Here is a 17,289-nt window from a genome sequence, read left to right on the forward strand (position 1 = left end):
CGCCAGCTTCATCGGCTCGCCGCCAATGAACTTCATTCCCGCACGCCTGGCCAGGCAGGACGGGCGTCTGCTGGCCCAGCTCGACAGTGGCCAGGCGCGTTGCGAGTTGCCGTTGGGTGTGGCCGCAGAAGGGTTGGAGGGCCGTGAAATCATCCTTGGCATTCGCCCGGAGCAGATCACCCAGGGCACGGGGGAGGGCAATGGCCTGCCGGGTATTCGCGCCGACGTGCAGGTCACCGAGCCTACCGGGCCGGACTTGCTGGTGTTCGTCACCCTCAACCAGACCAAGGTCTGCTGCCGCCTGGCACCGGACATCACGTGCCGGGTCGGGGACAGCCTGAACCTGCAGTTCGACCCCGCGCGGGTGCTGCTGTTCGATGCCGCCAGCGGTGAGCGCTTGGGCCTGGGCGCGGGCAACGCATCCGTGAAGGACAACGTGGCTCACTTCAAGAGCCGTTGACATCGTCTACACCACCAATAAGAAAAAAGAGGACGCAAAGGGATGGAACAGCGCAACCGCATCAGGACCTTGGGCTCGCTGGCCTTGCTTGCCATGGTCGGCAGCAATGGCGTGCAAGCCGCCGAGGCCTTCTCCAGCGAATCGAAATGGATGTCTGGTGACTGGGGTGGCACCCGCACCGAACTGCTGGAAAAGGGCTATGACTTCACCCTCGACTACGTCGGTGAAGTGGCCGGCAACCTCAATGGCGGTTACAACGACGACAAGACCGCCCGTTACAGCGACCAGTTCGCCCTTGGCGCGCACCTTGACCTGCAGAAGATCCTCGGCTGGCACGATGCCGAATTCAAGCTGGCGATCACCGAGCGAAGCGGGCGCAACCTGTCCAACGACCGCATCAGCGACCCGCGTGCCGGGCAGTTCAGCTCGGTGCAGGAGGTGTGGGGGCGCGGCCAGACCTGGCGCCTGACCCAGATGTGGATCAAGCAGAAGTACTTCGACGGTGCCCTGGACGTGAAATTCGGCCGCTTCGGCGAAGGGGAGGACTTCAACAGTTTCCCCTGCGACTTCCAGAACCTGGCCTTTTGCGGCTCGCAGGTGGGCAACTGGGTCGGCGGCATCTGGTACAACTGGCCGGTCAGCCAGTGGGCGCTGCGGGTCAAGTACAACATCACCCCGGAATTCTTCGTCCAGGTCGGCGCCTTCGAGCAGAACCCCTCGAACCTTGAGACGGGCAACGGCTTCAAGCTCAGCGGCAGCGGCACCGAGGGTGCGATCCTGCCGGTGGAGATGGTCTGGTCGCCGAAGGTAAACGAGCTGCCAGGCGAATACCGCTTGGGCTACTACTACAGCACGGCCAAGGCCGACGACGTGTTCGACGACGTCAATGGCAACCCGCAGGCGCTCACCGGCGCGGACTTCAAATCGCACTCGAGCAAGCACGGCTGGTGGGTGGTGGCCCAGCAGCAGGTCACTGCCCATGGCGGCGACGTCAACCGCGGCCTGAGCCTGTTCGCCAACTTCACCGTGCATGACCAGGCTACCAACGTGGTCGACAACTACCAGCAGGTCGGCCTGGTCTACAAGGGCGCTTTCGATGCCCGGCCCAAGGACGATATCGGCTTCGGCGTGGCCCGCATCCATGTGAACGACGACGTCAAGAAACGCGCCGAGCTGCTCAATGCCCAGAGCGGCATCGACGACTACGACAACCCAGGTTTCGTGCCGCTGCAACGTACCGAGTACAACGCCGAGCTCTACTATGGCTTCCACGTCACCAACTGGCTGACCGTGCGGCCCAACCTGCAGTACATCAAGAGCCCGGGCGGGTTGGACGAGGTGGATAACGCGCTGGTCGCCGGCCTGAAGATTCAGTCGTCATTCTGAGCCCATTTGTTGTAAATTTACGCCAATCCAATTTCGGCTTCCGGCATCCACTGGTTTGCAGTGGTTGTCGGGGGTAGGCCGAGACAGCGCTATCTCAAACAACAAGAGCTTGGAACCATGCCCGAACATCCGCTACATCGCTTCTTTTCCTCGCAACGGCCCCGGCCGACATTCGAGTGGGAGCGTTACCAGCAGCGCGATGTGCTGATCATCGATCACCCCCGTTGCCAAGCGGTGTTCAGCCGTCAGGGCGCGCAACTGCTGCACTTTCAACCCGCCGGCGAACGGCCGTGGCTGTGGTGCGCCGAGCAGTGGCCGCAGGTGGGGGCGATTCGTGGTGGTGTGCCGGTGTGCTGGCCCTGGTATGGCCGCCATCCCAGCGAGGATCTGTGGCCTGCCCATGGCTGGGCACGGTTGCTGGACTGGAAGCTGCTGGACAGCCGCGAGGACGAGGAGGGCGTGACCCTGAAGTGGCGCCTGGACCTGTGCGACTGGCAGGTGGACTTGCAGGCAAGGCTTGGCAGCCGCATGGAACTGAGCCTGAGCACCGAGCACCAGGACAGCGAGCCTTGCCAGCTGAGTCATGCGCTGCTGGCCTACTGGCGTATCAGTGACGTTTCTGAGATAGCGCTGTCTGGGTTGGAGGATATCGAAGGCTACGACCGCCTGAATCGTCAGGCCTGTCGTGAGGACGGCGCCTTGAAGCTCAAGGGCGGTTGCCAGAAGGTCTACCCGGGTACGCCACGGGTGCAGTTGCAGGACCCGGCCTGGCAGCGCGAGCTGTGCATCGATACCGGCGACAGTGATGACACCGTGGTCTGGCACCCCGGCAACCGTCCCTTGATGGGCGTGACCGGGCGCGAGTGCCTGGGCTTCGTCTGTGTCGAGGCGGCCAGCGGCAGCGGCGAAGGCCTGAGCCTGGCGCCAGGGCAGCGCGCCCACTTGCGGCTGCAGGCGCACCGGCTCAGTTGAGGTCGTCGTCCTCGATCGGGTAGCGGCTGGCGTTGAGGCTTTCCTTGATCTTGCGCAGGTGCGGCTGGAAGTCCACGCCGCGGCGCAGGGTCATGCCGGTGGCCAGCACGTCGAGCACGGTCAGCTGGATGATCCGCGAGGTCATCGGCATATAGATGTCGGTGTCTTCCGGCAGCGGGATATGCAGGCTCAGGCTGCAGGCCTGGGCCAGCGGCGAGCCGGCGGCGGTCAGGCCGAGTACCGAGGCGCCGTTTTCGCGGGCCAGGCGCGCCACCTCGACCAGCTCGCGGGTGCGGCCGGTGTAGGAGATGATCACGAACAGGTCGCCGGTGTGGGCCACCGAGGCCAGCATGCGCTGCATCAGCACGTCGGCATGGGCCGACACTGCCAGGTTGAAGCGGAAGAACTTGTGCTGGGCGTCCAGGGCCACCGGGGCCGAGGCGCCGAGGCCGAAGAAATGGATCTGCCGGGCCTGGATCATCATGTCCACGGCGCGGCTGACCTGTTGCGGGTCGAGCTGCTGGCAGGCAGCGTCGAGCGAGGCGATGGCGCTGCCGAAGATTTTCTGGGTATAGGCCGCCGGGTCGTCGTCGGCCTCCACCGCGCGGCTGACATAGGCCGCGCCGCTGGCCAGGCTCTGCGCCAGTTGCAGTTTCAGCTCCGGGTAGCCGCTGACGCCGAACGAGCGGCAGAAGCGGTTCACGGTCGGCTCGCTGACCTTGGCCGCCTGGGCCAGCGCGGCAATGCTGAAGCGGGTCGCTTGTTGCGGGTTGAGCAGGATGACTTCGGCGACTTTGCGTTCGGCCTTGTTCAGCTCGTCGAGGCGTCCCTGGATCTGCTCCAGGAGGTTTCGCACGCGGTCCATGGGGGTGTCCTTGGGTCGGGAAGACAGCCGGCTGACGGAGCAGCAGGCCTCTTGCAGGGTCGTCTATCGTACTGGCGGTGCGGGTGGTGCACCACTTGTCTGTAATCTTTGTGTGTAATGTTATGGTTTTTACTACATTATTTCTTGAAAACCCTATGTGAAAGCGGTATTTCTAGATCAACTTTAGGAAAGAACCAACATCATGGCTGCGATCAGTGTCGAACCTTGCACCTTTGCCCTGTTTGGCGCCCTGGGCGACCTGGCACTGCGCAAGCTGTTTCCTGCGCTCTACCAGCTCGACCGCGCCAACCTGCTGCACGCCGATACGCGCTTGCTGGCGTTGGCCCGCGAGCCTGGCAGCGCCCAGGAGCACCTGAGCACCATCGAAACCCACCTGCGCCGGCACGTTGCCCCAGCAGACCTGGAGCCTGCGGCACTGGGGCGTTTTCTCGGCCGCCTGAGCTATCAGCACCTGGACTTCCTGCAGCCTGAGGGCTACCAGGCCCTGGCCGAACAAGTGGCCGGCGAGCTGCCGCTGATCGCCTACTTTGCCACGGCTGCCGCCGTGTATGGCGCGATCTGCGAAAACCTGGACAAGGCCGGCCTGGCCGCACGCACCCGGGTCGTGCTGGAGAAACCCATTGGTCACGACCTGGAGTCGTCACGGCGGGTCAACGATGCCGTGGCGCGCTTTTTCCCGGAAAGCCGGGTGTATCGCATCGACCATTACCTGGGCAAAGAGACGGTGCAGAACCTGATTGCCCTGCGCTTTGCCAACAGCCTGTTCGAAACCCAGTGGAACCAGAACTCGATTTCCCACGTGGAGATCACCGTGGCCGAAAAGGTCGGTATCGAAGGTCGCTGGGGCTATTTCGACAAGGCCGGTCAGCTGCGCGACATGATCCAGAATCACCTGCTGCAGCTGTTGTGCCTGATCGCCATGGACCCGCCCAGCGATCTGTCGGCCGACAGCATCCGCGACGAGAAGGTCAAGGTGCTCAAGGCACTGGCGCCGATCACTGGCGATGGCCTGAGCACCCGTGTGGTGCGTGGCCAGTACATTGCCGGCTACAGCGACGGCAAGGCGGTGCCTGGCTACCTGGAAGAAGACAACGCCAACGCCCAGAGCGACACCGAAACCTTTGTCGCCCTGCGCGCCGACATCCGCAACTGGCGCTGGTCCGGCGTGCCGTTCTATTTGCGTACCGGCAAGCGCATGCCGCAGAAGCTTTCGCAGATCGTCATTCATTTCAAGGAAACGCCGCACTACATCTTCGCCCCGGAACAACGTTTGCAGATCGGTAACAAGCTGATCATTCGCCTGCAACCGGACGAAGGTATTTCCTTGCGGGTGATGACCAAGGAGCAAGGCCTGGACAAGGGCATGCAACTGCGCAGCGGTCCGCTGCAACTGAATTTTTCCGACACCTGGCGCACCGCGCGGATTCCGGATGCCTACGAACGCCTTTTGCTTGAGGTGATGCGCGGCAATCAGAACCTGTTCGTGCGCAAGGACGAGATCGAATACGCCTGGCAGTGGTGCGACCAGCTGATCGCTGGCTGGCGTAACGCGGGCGATGCCCCCAAGCCGTATGCGGCGGGATCGTGGGGGCCAATGAGTTCGATTGCACTGATCACACGTGATGGGAGGGCGTGGTATGGAGATATCTGACCTGCAATTGCCGGCGAGCGTGAAGGCGCATCAGTTGATTGATGCCAAGACGCTCTCGACGACCCTGGCGGCTGACGTGGCCAGGCGCCTGCGCGCCGCGATCGCTACCAAGGGCCAGGCTTGCCTGGTGCTGTCGGGTGGCCGCAGCCCGGTGCCGTTCCTCGAGCAGTTGGCAACCGAGGCGCTGGACTGGTCGAAGGTCACCGTCAGCCTGGCTGACGAGCGCTGGGTGCCGGTGGAGCATGCCGACAGCAACGCTGGCCTGTTGGCCCGCCACCTGTTCCAGGGGGCGGCGGCCAAGGCCCGTTTCGTTGGACTCTATCGACAAGCCGAGCAGCTCGACGCGGCAGCGGACAGCGCCGACCAGGCCCTGGCTGCGTTGCCGGCTATCGATGTGCTGGTGCTGGGCATGGGTGACGATGGCCATACCGCGTCGCTGTTCCCCGGCAGCCCCAACCTGGCCGCCGGTCTCGACCGCAACAACCCGCGCCGCTGCCTGCCGATGCTGGCGCCGAGCGTGCCGCACCAGCGCCTGTCGATGACACGTTCGCTGTTGGCCAGCGCCGCTTTCATCGCGCTGTCCGTGCAAGGCCCGGGCAAACTCGCTACCCTGCGCGCCGCGCTGGCGGGCAATGATCTTTCCGAAATGCCGATTCGCGCCTTTCTTCACGACCCCCTGGACATCTACTGGTGCCCATGAGCAAAGGATCCACTGTCATGACCACCCTCGAACGCCCACAGCCCAAGCTCTCGATGGCCGAGAAAGCGACCCGGATCGATGCGATCTGTGGCGCGGCGCGCATCCTGCCGGTAATCACCATCGCCCGTGAGCAAGACATCCTGCCCCTGGCCGATGCCCTGGCTGCTGGCGGCATCCGTACGCTGGAAGTGACCCTGCGTTCGCAGCATGGCCTGAAGGCCATCCAGGTGCTGCGCGAGCAGCGCCCGGAGCTGTGCGTGGGCGCCGGCACCGTGCTCGACCGCGACATGTTCGCTGCCGTTGAAGCGGCCGGTGCGCAGTTCGTCGTTACCCCGGGCATTACCCAGGACATTCTCGAAGCGGGCGTGGACAGCGAGATCCCGCTGTTGCCAGGTATCAGCACGCCGTCGGAAATCATGATGGGTTATGCCCTGGGCTACCGCCGCTTCAAGCTGTTTCCGGCGGAAATCAGCGGTGGCGTAGCGGCGATCAAGGCCTTTGCCGGGCCGTTTGGTGATATCCGTTTCTGCCCGACTGGCGGGGTAAATCCGGCCAATGTGCGCAATTACATGGCGCTGCCCAATGTGATGTGCGTGGGCGGTACCTGGATGCTCGACAGTAGCTGGATCAAGAATGGCGAGTGGGCGCGGATCAAGGCGTGCAGCGCCGAGGCGATGGCCTTGCTGGACTGAAACTGAATTTGTTGTGTGCTTTACGGCTTATGGGGCGCTTGGTCGGCGCTCCTTTTTTTGTCTGCAGCTTTTGTGTTGCAGACGCGGGCCCTGTCGCGGGGCAAGCCCGCTCCCACAGAGGTTCTGCGAAACACTCGCAGGTGGTGGGGGCTGTGGGAGCGGGCTTGTCCCGCGAAAGGGCCGGTACAGGCAACAAAAAAGCCCGCATCATGGATGCGGGCTCTTGAACACCAACTAACAGCTTACGCCGCTTTAGCCTCTTGCTGGCTCAGCGACCGGTTCAGCGCACTGAACAGCGCCTTGAAGCTCGCAGTGGTGATGTTCTCATCGATACCCACACCATGCACCGGACGACCCCCGGCCACACGCAGTTCGATATAGGCCGCCGCCTTGGCATTGGTACCGGCACCAATGGCGTGCTCGTTGTAGTCCATGATCTCCACGGCGATCGGCAGGCCGGCCACCAGGGCTTCCAGGGCGCCATTGCCCTTGCCGCGCCAGTGCAGGGTGGTTTCGCCTTCACCGGCGACTTCCACTTCCACGGCGCTGTGGCCGTTCTCTTCCTGCAGGCGGTGGCTGACCAGTGCATATGGGGCGTTGGCCTGGAGGTATTCCTTGTGCAGCAGGCTGTAGATCTGCTGGGCAGTCATTTCCAGGCCCAGGCGGTCGGTTTCACCTTGCACCACCTGGCTGAACTCGATCTGCATGCGGCGTGGCAGGCTGATTCCGTATTCCTGTTCGAGCAGGTAGGTGATACCACCCTTGCCGGACTGGCTGTTGACGCGGATCACCGCCTCGTAGCTGCGGCCGATGTCGGCCGGGTCGATCGGCAGGTACGGCACTTCCCACAGCTCGCTGTCCTGCTGCTTGGCGAAGCCCTTGCGGATGGCGTCCTGGTGCGAGCCGGAGAACGCGGTGTGGACCAGGTCGCCGACATACGGGTGACGCGGGTGCACCGGCAGCTGGTTGCACTCTTCGACCACCTTGCGCACGCCGTCGATGTCGGAGAAGTCCAGCTCAGGGTCGATGCCCTGGGTGTAGAGGTTCAGTGCCAGGGTCACCAGGTCGACGTTGCCGGTACGCTCGCCGTTGCCGAACAGGCAACCTTCGGCGCGGTCGGCACCGGCCATCAGGCCCAGTTCGGTGGCAGCGATGCCGGTGCCACGGTCGTTGTGGCAGTGCAGGCTGATGATCACGCTGTCACGGCGGTTGACGTTGCGGCAGAACCACTCGATCTGGTCGGCGTAGATGTTCGGCGTGGCGACTTCCACGGTGGCCGGCAGGTTGAGGATGACCTTGTGCTCTGGCGTCGGGTTCCACACCTCGATGACCGCGTCGCAGACTTCCTTGGCGAACTCAAGCTCGGTGGCGCTAAAGGTCTCGGGCGAATACTGGAAGGTCCACTGGGTTTCCGGCTGCTGGGCGGCGTATTTGACGAACAGCTTGGCCGCGTTCACCGCGATGTCTTTCACGCCTTGCTTGTCCTGGTTGAAGACGATGCGGCGGAACGACGGGCTGGTGGCGTTGTACAGGTGGACGATGGCCTTCTTGGCGCCGCGCAGCGACTCGAAAGTACGCGCGATCAGGTCTTCACGGGCCTGGGTGAGCACCTGGATGGTGGTGTCGTCCGGGATGTGGCCGTCTTCGATCAGCGAGCGCACGAAGTCGAAATCTGTCTGCGAAGCCGACGGGAACGAGGCTTCGATTTCCTTCACACCAACCTGCACCAGGGTCTTCCAGAAGCGCAGCTTCTTCTCGGAGTCCATCGGCTCGATCAGCGACTGGTTGCCATCACGCAGGTCGGAGCTGCACCAGATTGGCGCCTGGGTGATGGTCTTCGACGGCCAGGTACGGTCAGGCAGGTCGATGGTCGGGAAAGCGCGGTACTTCTTCGATGGGTCTTTGAGCATGGTCATGGAAGCAATCCTTTTATGTGCGGCCGAGATCGGGCCTGCCGAGCAATAACGAGATGAAAAGGCGAGGCGACGCGATTCAGCCTGGTAGTCGGGCGCTGACCAGGCAGAGGCTGCGATGTTGTCGGAGCAGGATGAGGGTGCTGTGGGTCTTCATGCCTTCAACCCTAACCAGTGGGGTGGGGGATGGCAAGTGTTCGCGGAAAATTGAGAGGAATGCTTAAAAAAAGCTTGATAGCGAGATTTTATAGCTTGGATTCTTTTCAAGCTTTTAGCGTGTTGCGCTGTATTTTTTGATCGCGCAAGACAGGGGAAGTGATGTCGAGGGTGCTGGCCTCATCGCCGGCAAGCCGGCTCCCACGAGGTCGGCGGTGATCCTTGCGGGAGCCGGCTTGCCGGCGATGCAGGCGCTGCGGTCTCAGGGCTGGAACGCGCCAATGAAGATCGCCGGATCCACCCGCGCATCGTTCAGGCTGACATTCCAGTGCATGTGCGGCCCGGTAGCCCGCCCGGTCGAGCCGACCCGGCCGACCACCTCGCCCCGGCGCAACTGCTGCCCGACCGCCACATCGATCTTTGACATATGGCAGAACATGCTGATAAAGCCCTGCCCATGGTCGACGAACACCGTGCGCCCGTTGAAGAAGTAGTCACCCACCAGAATCACCTTGCCATTGGCAGGTGTCTTGATCGGCGTACCCGCCGGCACTGCAAAATCCAGCCCCGCATGCGGGTTGCGTTCTTCGCCGTTGAAGAAGCGGCGCACGCCGAACTTGCTCGACAGCGGCCCGCTGACGGGTTTGTCGAGCACCAGGTTGCTCGGCAGGTTGGGGCTGAAACTGCGGTAGGCCTTGATCTGCTCGGCCAGTTCACGGTCGATGCGCTTGAGGTCGGCCGGGTCGGGGTTGACCTGGCGCTTGTTCTTCAAGGTGATGTGCTGCTCCGGGTACTTCTTGCTCCCCACGCTGAACGTCAGGTTGCGACCCCCCTGGCTCAGCACGGCCGTGCCGGGCTTTTGCGTCAGCGGGATGCCGACGATGGCCAGCCAGTTGTCCTGTTCCTTGACCACCAGCACCGGCTTGCCATCGAAGCGCGCGTTCGGTGCAGTGGCCGCAGGCCCCAGGTCGACCACGGCGACGCCACCGGGTACCGGCTTGTTCAAGGTGCGGGTGATGTAGCTGGCCTGGGCGCCGCCCGCCAGCAACAACAGGGAAAGGGCAAGCAGGGGCGCGAACAGGCGGGGCATGTGTCAGTCCAGTAGGGAAAGGGTGACCGGGGTCAGGTGGTTGTCCTCGACCCGCACCCGCAGCTCGCCTTCATTCAGGCGGGCAGTCAGGCGCTGGCCGTTGTGGGTCTGCTCGGCGCTGCGGATGGCTTGGCCACGTTCGTCGAGGAGGATGCTGTAGCCACGCGCCAGGGTGGCCAGCGGGCTGACCACCTGCAACGTCTGCAACTGCGCCTGGAAGCGCTGGCGGCGATCCTTGAGCACTTCGCGCATGGCCCGTGGCAGGCGTTCGGCGAGGCTGTCCAGGCGCTGGCCCAGCAGTTTCAGGGTGCGCCCAGGATGCTGCGCGGCCAGGCGCGTGTCGAGCCGGGCCAGACGCTCGCGGCGTTGGTTGAGGTTGAGCATGAAGGCGCGGCGCAGGCGCATGTCCAGGTCGTCCAGGCGCTGGGCCTGCTGACGCAAGCGCTCGCCGGGGTGGCGCAGGCGCCGGGTCAGCGAATCCAGGCGCAGGCGGTCATGGGTCAGGCGGTTCTGCATGCGCAGCAGCAGGCGCCGTTGCAGGCCGTCCAGGCGCTGCTGCAGGCCGCTGTTGTCGGGGGCAAGCAGTTCGGCGGCGGCCGACGGCGTGGGGGCGCGCACGTCGGCGACGAAGTCGCTGATCGACACGTCGGTTTCATGCCCCACGGCACTGACGATCGGCGTCACGCAGGCCGCCACGGCGCGCGCCACGGCTTCCTCGTTGAAGCACCAGAGGTCTTCCAGCGAGCCACCGCCACGGGCCAGGATCAGGGCATCGAAGCCAAGCCGGTCGGCCTGCTGCAAGGCGCGCACGATCTGGTTGATCGCCTCGCGGCCTTGCACGGCGGTGGGAATCAGGTTCAGCTCGACCTGCGGCGCGCGGCGGCCGAACACGCTGATGATGTCGCGGATCACCGCGCCGGTGGGCGAAGTGATGATGCCGATGCGCTGTGGATGGGCCGGCAGCGGCTTCTTGCGTTCGGCACTGAACAGCCCCTCGGCACCGAGCTTTTCCTTCAGTGCTTCGAAGGCCAGGCGCAGGGCGCCGTCGCCGGCCGGCTCGACCGTGTCGAGAATCAGCTGGTAGTCGCCACGCCCTTCGAACAGCGAAACCTTGCCGCGCACCCGCACTGCCAGACCGTCGCGCAGGGCCTGGCGCACGCGTGTGGCGTTCTGCCGGAACAGTGCGCAACGCACCTGGGCGCCGCTGTCCTTGAGGGTGAAATACATGTGGCCGGAGGCCGGGCGGGCGAGGTTGGAAATCTCGCCTTCCACCCAGACGCTGCGGAACACGTCTTCCAGCAGCACGCGGGCGCGACCGTTGAGTTGGCTGACGGTGAGGACCTCGCGGTCCAGGCCGAGTCGTTCGAAGGGGTCTTTGATCATGGCGGGCATCATAAAGGACATAAGGGCCGCTTGTCTGTGCCGGCGATAGGGCCTTCACCCCTGCATTGCAGCGAGGAACTACCGGGGTAGAATTGCAGCATTACCGCAATCCCCAGGCCCGTTTCGCCAATGACCACCCAGAGCATCATCGTCCCCAAACTCTCCACCGTGCCGGTGCACGAAGCCCGCGCCCGGGCAATCCTGCGCTGGCTGGTGCGCGAGAAAATCGTCGAGGAGCAAATGACCACCTGCGGGCGCACCGGCAACCGCATGGGCCATGCCCTGGCCGCTGGCGCGCGCAAGGTCGCCCTGCATCCGCAGAAGCTGCCGTTCGGCGAGCAGGTCAATGGCCTGGAAGTGATGCTCAAGCGTTGCATCTATACCCCCACCGAGGGGTTTCTCGAAGAGGCCGGCTGCCCGGAGTGCCGGCGTGAGGTGGGCGAACCGTTGTTCGAAAGCCTGGAAGAGTGGATGCCCGGTGTAAGTGACAACTTCACCTGCCCGCTGTGCGGTTTCGAGGACGACATCAATGGCTTCATTTACCTGCAGCCATGTGCCTTTTCCAACTTGGGGTTCATCTTCAACAACTGGGGCGAGGCCGGGTTTACCCAGGCCTTTCTCGACAGCTTCGCCGATTGGCTCGACCAGCCGGTGGCGGTGGTGAAGGTAAAACTGCCAGAACGCTGACCGAAGGCCCTTATTTTGCATTGAGCGGCGCGCCGTGGATGAGTATAATGGCGCGCTTCCATTTTTCCCGCCCGGGAGCCCCCGCGATGTTGCGTATCAGCCAAGAAGCCCTGACTTTCGACGATATTCTCCTTGTACCTGGCTATTCCGAGGTACTGCCTAATGAAGTCAGTCTCAAGACCCGTTTGACCCGTGGCATTGAGCTGAACATTCCGCTGGTCTCCGCCGCCATGGATACCGTGACCGAAGCGCGCCTGGCCATCGCCATGGCCCAGGAAGGCGGTATCGGCATCATCCACAAGAACATGACCATCGAACAGCAGGCCGGCGAAGTACGCAAGGTCAAGAAGTTCGAGGCTGGCGTGGTCAAGGACCCGATCACCATCGAGGCCGACGCCACCGTGCGCGACCTGTTCGACCTGACCCGCCTGAACAACATCTCCGGTGTTCCGGTGCTGGAGAACGGCGACCTGGTCGGCATCGTCACTTCCCGTGACGTGCGCTTCGAAACCCGCCTGGATGCCAAGGTACGCGACGTGATGACGCCCAAAGAGCGTCTGGTCACCGTCCGCGAAGGCGCCGACAAGAACGAAGTCCGCGAGCTGCTGCACAAGCACCGCCTGGAAAAAGTCCTGATCGTCGACGACAAGTTCAGCCTCAAGGGCATGATGACCGTCAAGGACATCGAAAAGGCCAAGGCCTACCCGCTGGCCAGCAAGGACGACCAGGGTCGCCTGCGCGTCGGCGCTGCGGTCGGCACCGGCAAGGACACCGGCGAGCGCGTTGCTGCCCTGGTTGCCGCTGGCGTTGACGTGGTTGTCGTCGACACCGCCCACGGTCACTCCAAGGGTGTGATCGACCGCGTTCGCTGGGTCAAGGAAACCTACCCGCAAGTGCAGGTGATCGGCGGCAACATCGCCACCGGCGCTGCGGCCAAGGCCCTGGCTGAAGCCGGCGCCGATGCCGTCAAGGTCGGTATCGGCCCAGGCTCGATCTGCACCACCCGCATCGTCGCCGGTGTCGGCGTGCCGCAGATCAGCGCCATCGCCAACGTCGCCGCCGCTCTGGAAGGCACCGGTGTGCCGCTGATCGCCGACGGCGGCATCCGCTTCTCGGGTGACCTGTCCAAGGCCATCGTCGCCGGTGCTTCCTGCGTGATGATGGGTTCGATGTTCGCCGGTACCGAAGAAGCACCGGGCGAAGTCGAGCTGTTCCAGGGCCGTTCCTACAAGGCTTATCGCGGCATGGGCTCGCTGGGTGCCATGGCACAGGCGCAAGGCTCGTCCGACCGTTACTTCCAGGACTCCTCGGCCGGCGCCGAGAAACTGGTACCGGAAGGTATCGAAGGCCGCGTGCCGTACAAGGGCGCCCTGGCCGCGATCATCCACCAGCTGATGGGCGGCCTGCGTTCGTCCATGGGCTACACCGGCAGCGCGACCATCGAAGAGATGCGTACCAAGCCGGAATTCGTACGCATCACCGGTGCCGGCATGGCCGAGTCCCACGTGCATGACGTGCAGATCACCAAAGAAGCCCCTAACTACCGCGTAGGCTGAGGCTTCCAGCAACATTTGCATGCGGGGCTGTCACGACAGCCCCGCGTCGTTTCCGATTTCCACTGACGAGATTGAGTCATGGCCCTCGACATTCACGCTCACCGCATCCTGATCCTCGATTTCGGTTCCCAGTACACCCAGCTGATCGCCCGCCGCGTGCGCGAGATCGGTGTCTACTGCGAACTGCATCCGTTCGACATGGACGATGAAGCGATCCGCGAATTCAACCCGCGCGGCATCATCCTCGCTGGCGGCCCCGAGTCGGTCCACGAAGCCAACAGCCCGCGTGCCCCGCAGGCCGTGTTTGACCTGAACGTACCGCTGCTGGGCATCTGCTACGGCATGCAGACCATGGCCGAGCAGTTGGGCGGCAAGGTCGAAGGTTCCGACCTGCGTGAGTTCGGTTATGCCCGCGTCGACGTGGTCGGCAAGAGCCGCCTGCTCGACGGCATCGAAGACCACGTCGACGATGACGGCGTACTGGGCCTGGACGTGTGGATGAGCCACGGCGACAAGGTCACCCAGATGCCTGGCGACTTCCACGTGCTGGCCAGCACCCCGAGCTGCCCGATCGCCGGCATGTTCGACGATGCCCGCGGCTACTACGGCGTGCAGTTCCACCCGGAAGTGACCCACACCAAGCAGGGCGGTCGCATCCTGTCCCGCTTCGTGCAGGACATCTGCGGCTGCGAAGCCCTGTGGACCCCGTCCAACATCGTCGAAGACGCCATTGCCCAGGTACGTGAGCAAGTAGGTTCGGCCAACGTCCTGCTCGGCCTGTCCGGCGGTGTCGACTCGTCCGTGGTCGCCGCGCTGCTGCACCGCGCCATCGGCGACCAGCTGACCTGCGTATTCGTCGACAACGGCCTGCTGCGCCTGCACGAAGGCGACCAGGTGATGGCCATGTTCAAAGAGAACATGGGCGTCAAGGTGATCCGCGCCGACGCCGAGAAGCAATTCCTCGACAACCTGGAAGGCGAAGCCGACCCGGAGAAGAAGCGCAAGATCATCGGCCGTACCTTCATCGACATTTTCGATGCCGAAGCCAGCAAGCTGGACAACATCCAGTTCCTCGCCCAGGGCACCATCTACCCGGACGTGATCGAGTCGGCTGGCGCCAAGAGCGGCAAGGCCCACGTGATCAAGTCCCACCACAACGTCGGCGGCCTGCCAGAGGAAATGAACCTCAAGCTGGTCGAGCCACTGCGTGAGCTGTTCAAGGATGAAGTGCGCAAGATCGGCCTGGAGCTGGGCCTGCCGTACGACATGGTCTACCGCCACCCGTTCCCGGGCCCGGGCCTGGGTGTACGTATCCTCGGTGAAGTGAAGAAGGAATACGCCGACATTCTGCGTCGTGCCGACCACATCTTCATCGAAGAGCTGCGCAAAGCCGACTGGTACCACAAGACCAGCCAGGCCTTCGTGGTGTTCCAGCCGGTCAAGTCGGTCGGTGTGGTTGGCGATGGCCGCCGCTACGCCTGGGTCGTCGCGCTGCGTGCCGTCGAGACCGTGGACTTCATGACCGCGCGCTGGGCGCACCTGCCGTACGACCTGCTGGAAACCGTCAGCGGCCGTATCATCAACGAAATCGACGGTATCTCGCGCGTTACCTACGACGTGTCGAGCAAGCCGCCGGCCACCATCGAGTGGGAATGATCGGGTAGCCGGCCTAGGCTGGCACCGACAGGCATGGATACACCAAAAAGCCCGCATGATTGCGGGCTTTTTGCTTTTTGTTCATTCAGGTTGTTCAAGCTTTTGGGCGAATAGCGCTTTCTGGTAAAAATTGAAGGCAAGCAGCCTGTTCTTGACGGCGGTGAACTCATCCCCCTGCACGGGTTGCGGGTTCTTTTCCTGTGGGTCATCTTCGATATTGTATTTCGTCAGGGTGTCCGAGCTGAATTCGTAAATGTATTTGTAGGGATGCTCCACCAAGGCTGACGCCAAATGGTCGAAGAATGTGGACATGAAGTACGCACGCTTACCCTGCGTTCTCAACAAACTAACGCCTTGTACAGCGAGTGGCGACTCGGTGACGCCAAAGAAATCGGCAACCGTAGGGACAATATCGGTCTGGTGACTTGTCGTTGAGCCGGGTTTGCTCAGCGCCTTGCCATGTGCCCAGAATATCAGGGGTACGGCAACTTCTTCTTCATGCATGGAAGCGTTGTGAATGAACAAGCCGTGCTCACCGAACGACTCGCCATGGTCACCCACAAGTACGAATAACGTCGAGTCCAGAAGACCGGACTTGTCGAATGACTCCAGCATTTCAGCCAGCACGCTGTCGCTTTTTGCTATGCAGTTTTCGTACTTTTCCAATTCGCTCCGCAAGGCAGTGCCTTGGCCGCATTCATAGGGGTAGTGCGCCGCGCTTGGGAAGTACAATGCAACGAATCCCTTGCCGTTCTTCTTGATGTTCTCCAGGTAAGGGATGCTGGACAAGAACAACTGTTCGTCACTCTCCCCGAAACTATTGGCATTCGCTGGGCGGTTCTCGCTGGCGATGATGTCCGAGAGTTCATAGGCATTCGATACGCCAATGGATTTCAAAAAACCACGCATATTTTCGAACTCTAGAAACAATGAGCTGAAGGCGACGGCTTCCATGTTTTTCTTGTTTTTCAGTTCATGGATGAGGCTAGGTTGATTCAGAGGCATGGCCTCTTTGATCTCGACGTCGGGGTAGGCGTGCTGCCCGGTCAGGATCGCGTGATAGCCTTTGGACGAGTGAGGCACTGATACGTACGATTTGAACAGCATGCCCTCCCGGGAGAGCTTTTCGAATGTCGGGTACTTTTCAGCGGTGTTGATGTCCGCAGCGAAAATGCTTTTCCAGCGAACCGATTCCAGGACGATGAAAACCAGGTTCTTGAAGTCTGGCGTGGCTTGCGACTGTAGTTTTTCGATGTTGTTTACGCTGGAGAGCGGGTAGGCGGGTTGTTCGAACGGCAACGTTGGTTTGTGCGGGGCAGCGTTCAGGAACGTGGTGCTTCTGAGCGCGGTGACCAGCGGGCTGATGACAATATTTTTGTTCAAATCGTAGCGCGCGTCTTTGGCAGAGAGGGAACCGATGAGCAGGGCACCTATCACCAGCAGGGGAGCCCAGTAGTATCTTTTCTTCCTGGTGACGTCTGTGCGCTGTGCTTTATAGGCGATGTAGGTTGCCAGCCCAACCAGCGACCACGCCGCCAGATAAGCCAGAAAGAGTACGAAGACGATGAACCTGAAGGTGAGCCCGAAACCGGCAGATTGCTTGAAGAAAGCTTCGGCCCCGGAGGTCAGGTTGCTTGCGTTTTGCAGGCTGTAGCTGATCAGTTGCCAGTTCAGAGGCTTCAGCCACAGCTCCCGGACACGCATATCCATCAGCAGGAACAGCAACAAGGCCCCTGAGGCGATGCTCAACAGATAGAAGTTGTATTTATGCCGGGTAAGGGTGTTGACGGCGACCACATAGAGGGCTGCCGCGAGAATTACATCTTGTAATACGTACAGGGCAATATCGAGAACGCCGGTGTCCACCCATCGGTAGGAGAAGAACTCGATCAGGATGATCTTCGGCACGAGCAGAAGGGCAACGGCGAGCAGCAGAGAAATGTGTAATAAAGAATTCCGTTTCCACATGTTGTCGAGCCCTCGCATTCAGGAAGCAGGCTTCTTGTTGGGTGATAGGTGGGCAGAACGCCAGCGGCCAGAGCCCATCTGCTTGAACTTAAGCAGCCTGCCCCTGTTTGAGCAAGTCAACCCAGGCGCATCA

Annotated in this window: 14 protein-coding genes; 9 read left to right on the forward strand and 5 right to left on the reverse strand. The window is 62.4% G+C overall.

The genetic code is table 11. The features are described from left to right. The 3 genes from PMI38_RS12470 to PMI38_RS12480 form a co-directional block, all read left to right on the forward strand. The coding region (locus PMI38_RS12470) for a TOBE domain-containing protein (RefSeq protein ID WP_008094418.1) at nucleotides 1-460 on the forward strand (460 nt) is incomplete at its 5' end. Between the two features lie 93 nt (nucleotides 461-553). After that, nucleotides 554-1,846, forward strand: coding sequence for a carbohydrate porin (locus tag PMI38_RS12475; RefSeq protein ID WP_238540189.1), 1,293 nt, complete (start codon nucleotides 554-556; stop codon nucleotides 1,844-1,846). A 117-nt stretch (nucleotides 1,847-1,963) separates the two neighbouring features. Next, nucleotides 1,964-2,818: a D-hexose-6-phosphate mutarotase gene (locus PMI38_RS12480; protein ID WP_008094422.1), complete on the forward strand. Its 855-nt coding sequence runs from the start codon at nucleotides 1,964-1,966 to the stop codon at nucleotides 2,816-2,818. Here PMI38_RS12480 and hexR read toward each other — a convergent pair. Next, nucleotides 2,811-3,674: a DNA-binding transcriptional regulator HexR gene (hexR, locus tag PMI38_RS12485; protein ID WP_177324908.1), complete on the reverse strand. Its 864-nt coding sequence runs from the start codon at nucleotides 3,672-3,674 to the stop codon at nucleotides 2,811-2,813. The genes PMI38_RS12480 and hexR overlap by 8 nt on opposite strands. 211 nt (nucleotides 3,675-3,885) lie before the next feature. Here hexR and zwf point away from each other — a divergent pair, with 211 nt between their 5' ends. The 3 genes from zwf to PMI38_RS12500 are packed head-to-tail and all read left to right on the forward strand — an operon-like array spanning nucleotide 3,886 to nucleotide 6,747. Then, entirely contained in the window at nucleotides 3,886-5,355 is a 1,470-nt protein-coding gene (gene zwf / locus PMI38_RS12490; protein ID WP_008094426.1) for a glucose-6-phosphate dehydrogenase, read from the forward strand. Then, the gene (gene pgl / locus PMI38_RS12495; RefSeq protein WP_008094429.1) at nucleotides 5,342-6,055 is read left to right on the forward strand and encodes a 6-phosphogluconolactonase; all 714 of its coding nucleotides are present in this window, start codon (nucleotides 5,342-5,344) and stop codon (nucleotides 6,053-6,055) included. The genes zwf and pgl overlap by 14 nt, the downstream gene beginning before the upstream one ends. Nucleotides 6,056-6,072: 17 nt before the next feature. Further along, nucleotides 6,073-6,747 carry a bifunctional 4-hydroxy-2-oxoglutarate aldolase/2-dehydro-3-deoxy-phosphogluconate aldolase gene (locus PMI38_RS12500; protein ID WP_008094431.1) on the forward strand — a complete coding sequence of 225 codons (675 nt, stop codon included), beginning with the start codon at nucleotides 6,073-6,075 and terminating at the stop codon, nucleotides 6,745-6,747. Between the two features lie 242 nt (nucleotides 6,748-6,989). Here the strand turns inward: PMI38_RS12500 and leuA are convergent, their stop codons facing one another. From leuA to xseA, 3 genes are all read right to left on the reverse strand, one after another. After that, a complete protein-coding gene (leuA, locus tag PMI38_RS12505; RefSeq protein ID WP_008094432.1) occupies nucleotides 6,990-8,663 on the reverse strand; it encodes a 2-isopropylmalate synthase in 1,674 nt (557 codons plus the stop codon). Between the two features lie 415 nt (nucleotides 8,664-9,078). Further along, a complete protein-coding gene (locus PMI38_RS12510) occupies nucleotides 9,079-9,906 on the reverse strand; it encodes a M23 family metallopeptidase (protein ID WP_008094433.1) in 828 nt (275 codons plus the stop codon). A gap of 3 nt (nucleotides 9,907-9,909) precedes the next feature. Then, nucleotides 9,910-11,289 carry an exodeoxyribonuclease VII large subunit gene (gene xseA / locus PMI38_RS12515; protein ID WP_008094434.1) on the reverse strand — a complete coding sequence of 460 codons (1,380 nt, stop codon included), beginning with the start codon at nucleotides 11,287-11,289 and terminating at the stop codon, nucleotides 9,910-9,912. A 129-nt stretch (nucleotides 11,290-11,418) separates the two neighbouring features. Here xseA and PMI38_RS12520 point away from each other — a divergent pair, with 129 nt between their 5' ends. From PMI38_RS12520 to guaA, 3 genes are all read left to right on the forward strand, one after another. Further along, the gene (locus PMI38_RS12520) at nucleotides 11,419-11,976 is read left to right on the forward strand and encodes a hypothetical protein (RefSeq protein ID WP_008094435.1); all 558 of its coding nucleotides are present in this window, start codon (nucleotides 11,419-11,421) and stop codon (nucleotides 11,974-11,976) included. Nucleotides 11,977-12,062: 86 nt separating this feature from the next. Next, nucleotides 12,063-13,532, forward strand: a complete 1,470-nt coding sequence (gene guaB, locus PMI38_RS12525) for an IMP dehydrogenase (protein ID WP_008094438.1) — start codon at nucleotides 12,063-12,065, stop codon at nucleotides 13,530-13,532. 78 nt (nucleotides 13,533-13,610) lie between these two features. Continuing rightward, complete coding sequence (gene guaA, locus PMI38_RS12530; protein WP_008094440.1) at nucleotides 13,611-15,188, forward strand: glutamine-hydrolyzing GMP synthase; 1,578 nt, start codon at nucleotides 13,611-13,613, stop codon at nucleotides 15,186-15,188. A gap of 81 nt (nucleotides 15,189-15,269) precedes the next feature. Here guaA and PMI38_RS12535 read toward each other — a convergent pair whose 3' ends face one another. Then, nucleotides 15,270-17,156: an LTA synthase family protein gene (locus PMI38_RS12535; protein WP_008094442.1), complete on the reverse strand. Its 1,887-nt coding sequence runs from the start codon at nucleotides 17,154-17,156 to the stop codon at nucleotides 15,270-15,272. Nucleotides 17,157-17,289: the final 133 nt, after the last annotated feature.

Origin of the sequence: Pseudomonas sp. GM84 (assembly GCF_000282535.1) — a bacterium.
In the GTDB taxonomy this organism is placed as follows: Bacteria; Pseudomonadota; Gammaproteobacteria; order Pseudomonadales; family Pseudomonadaceae; genus Aquipseudomonas.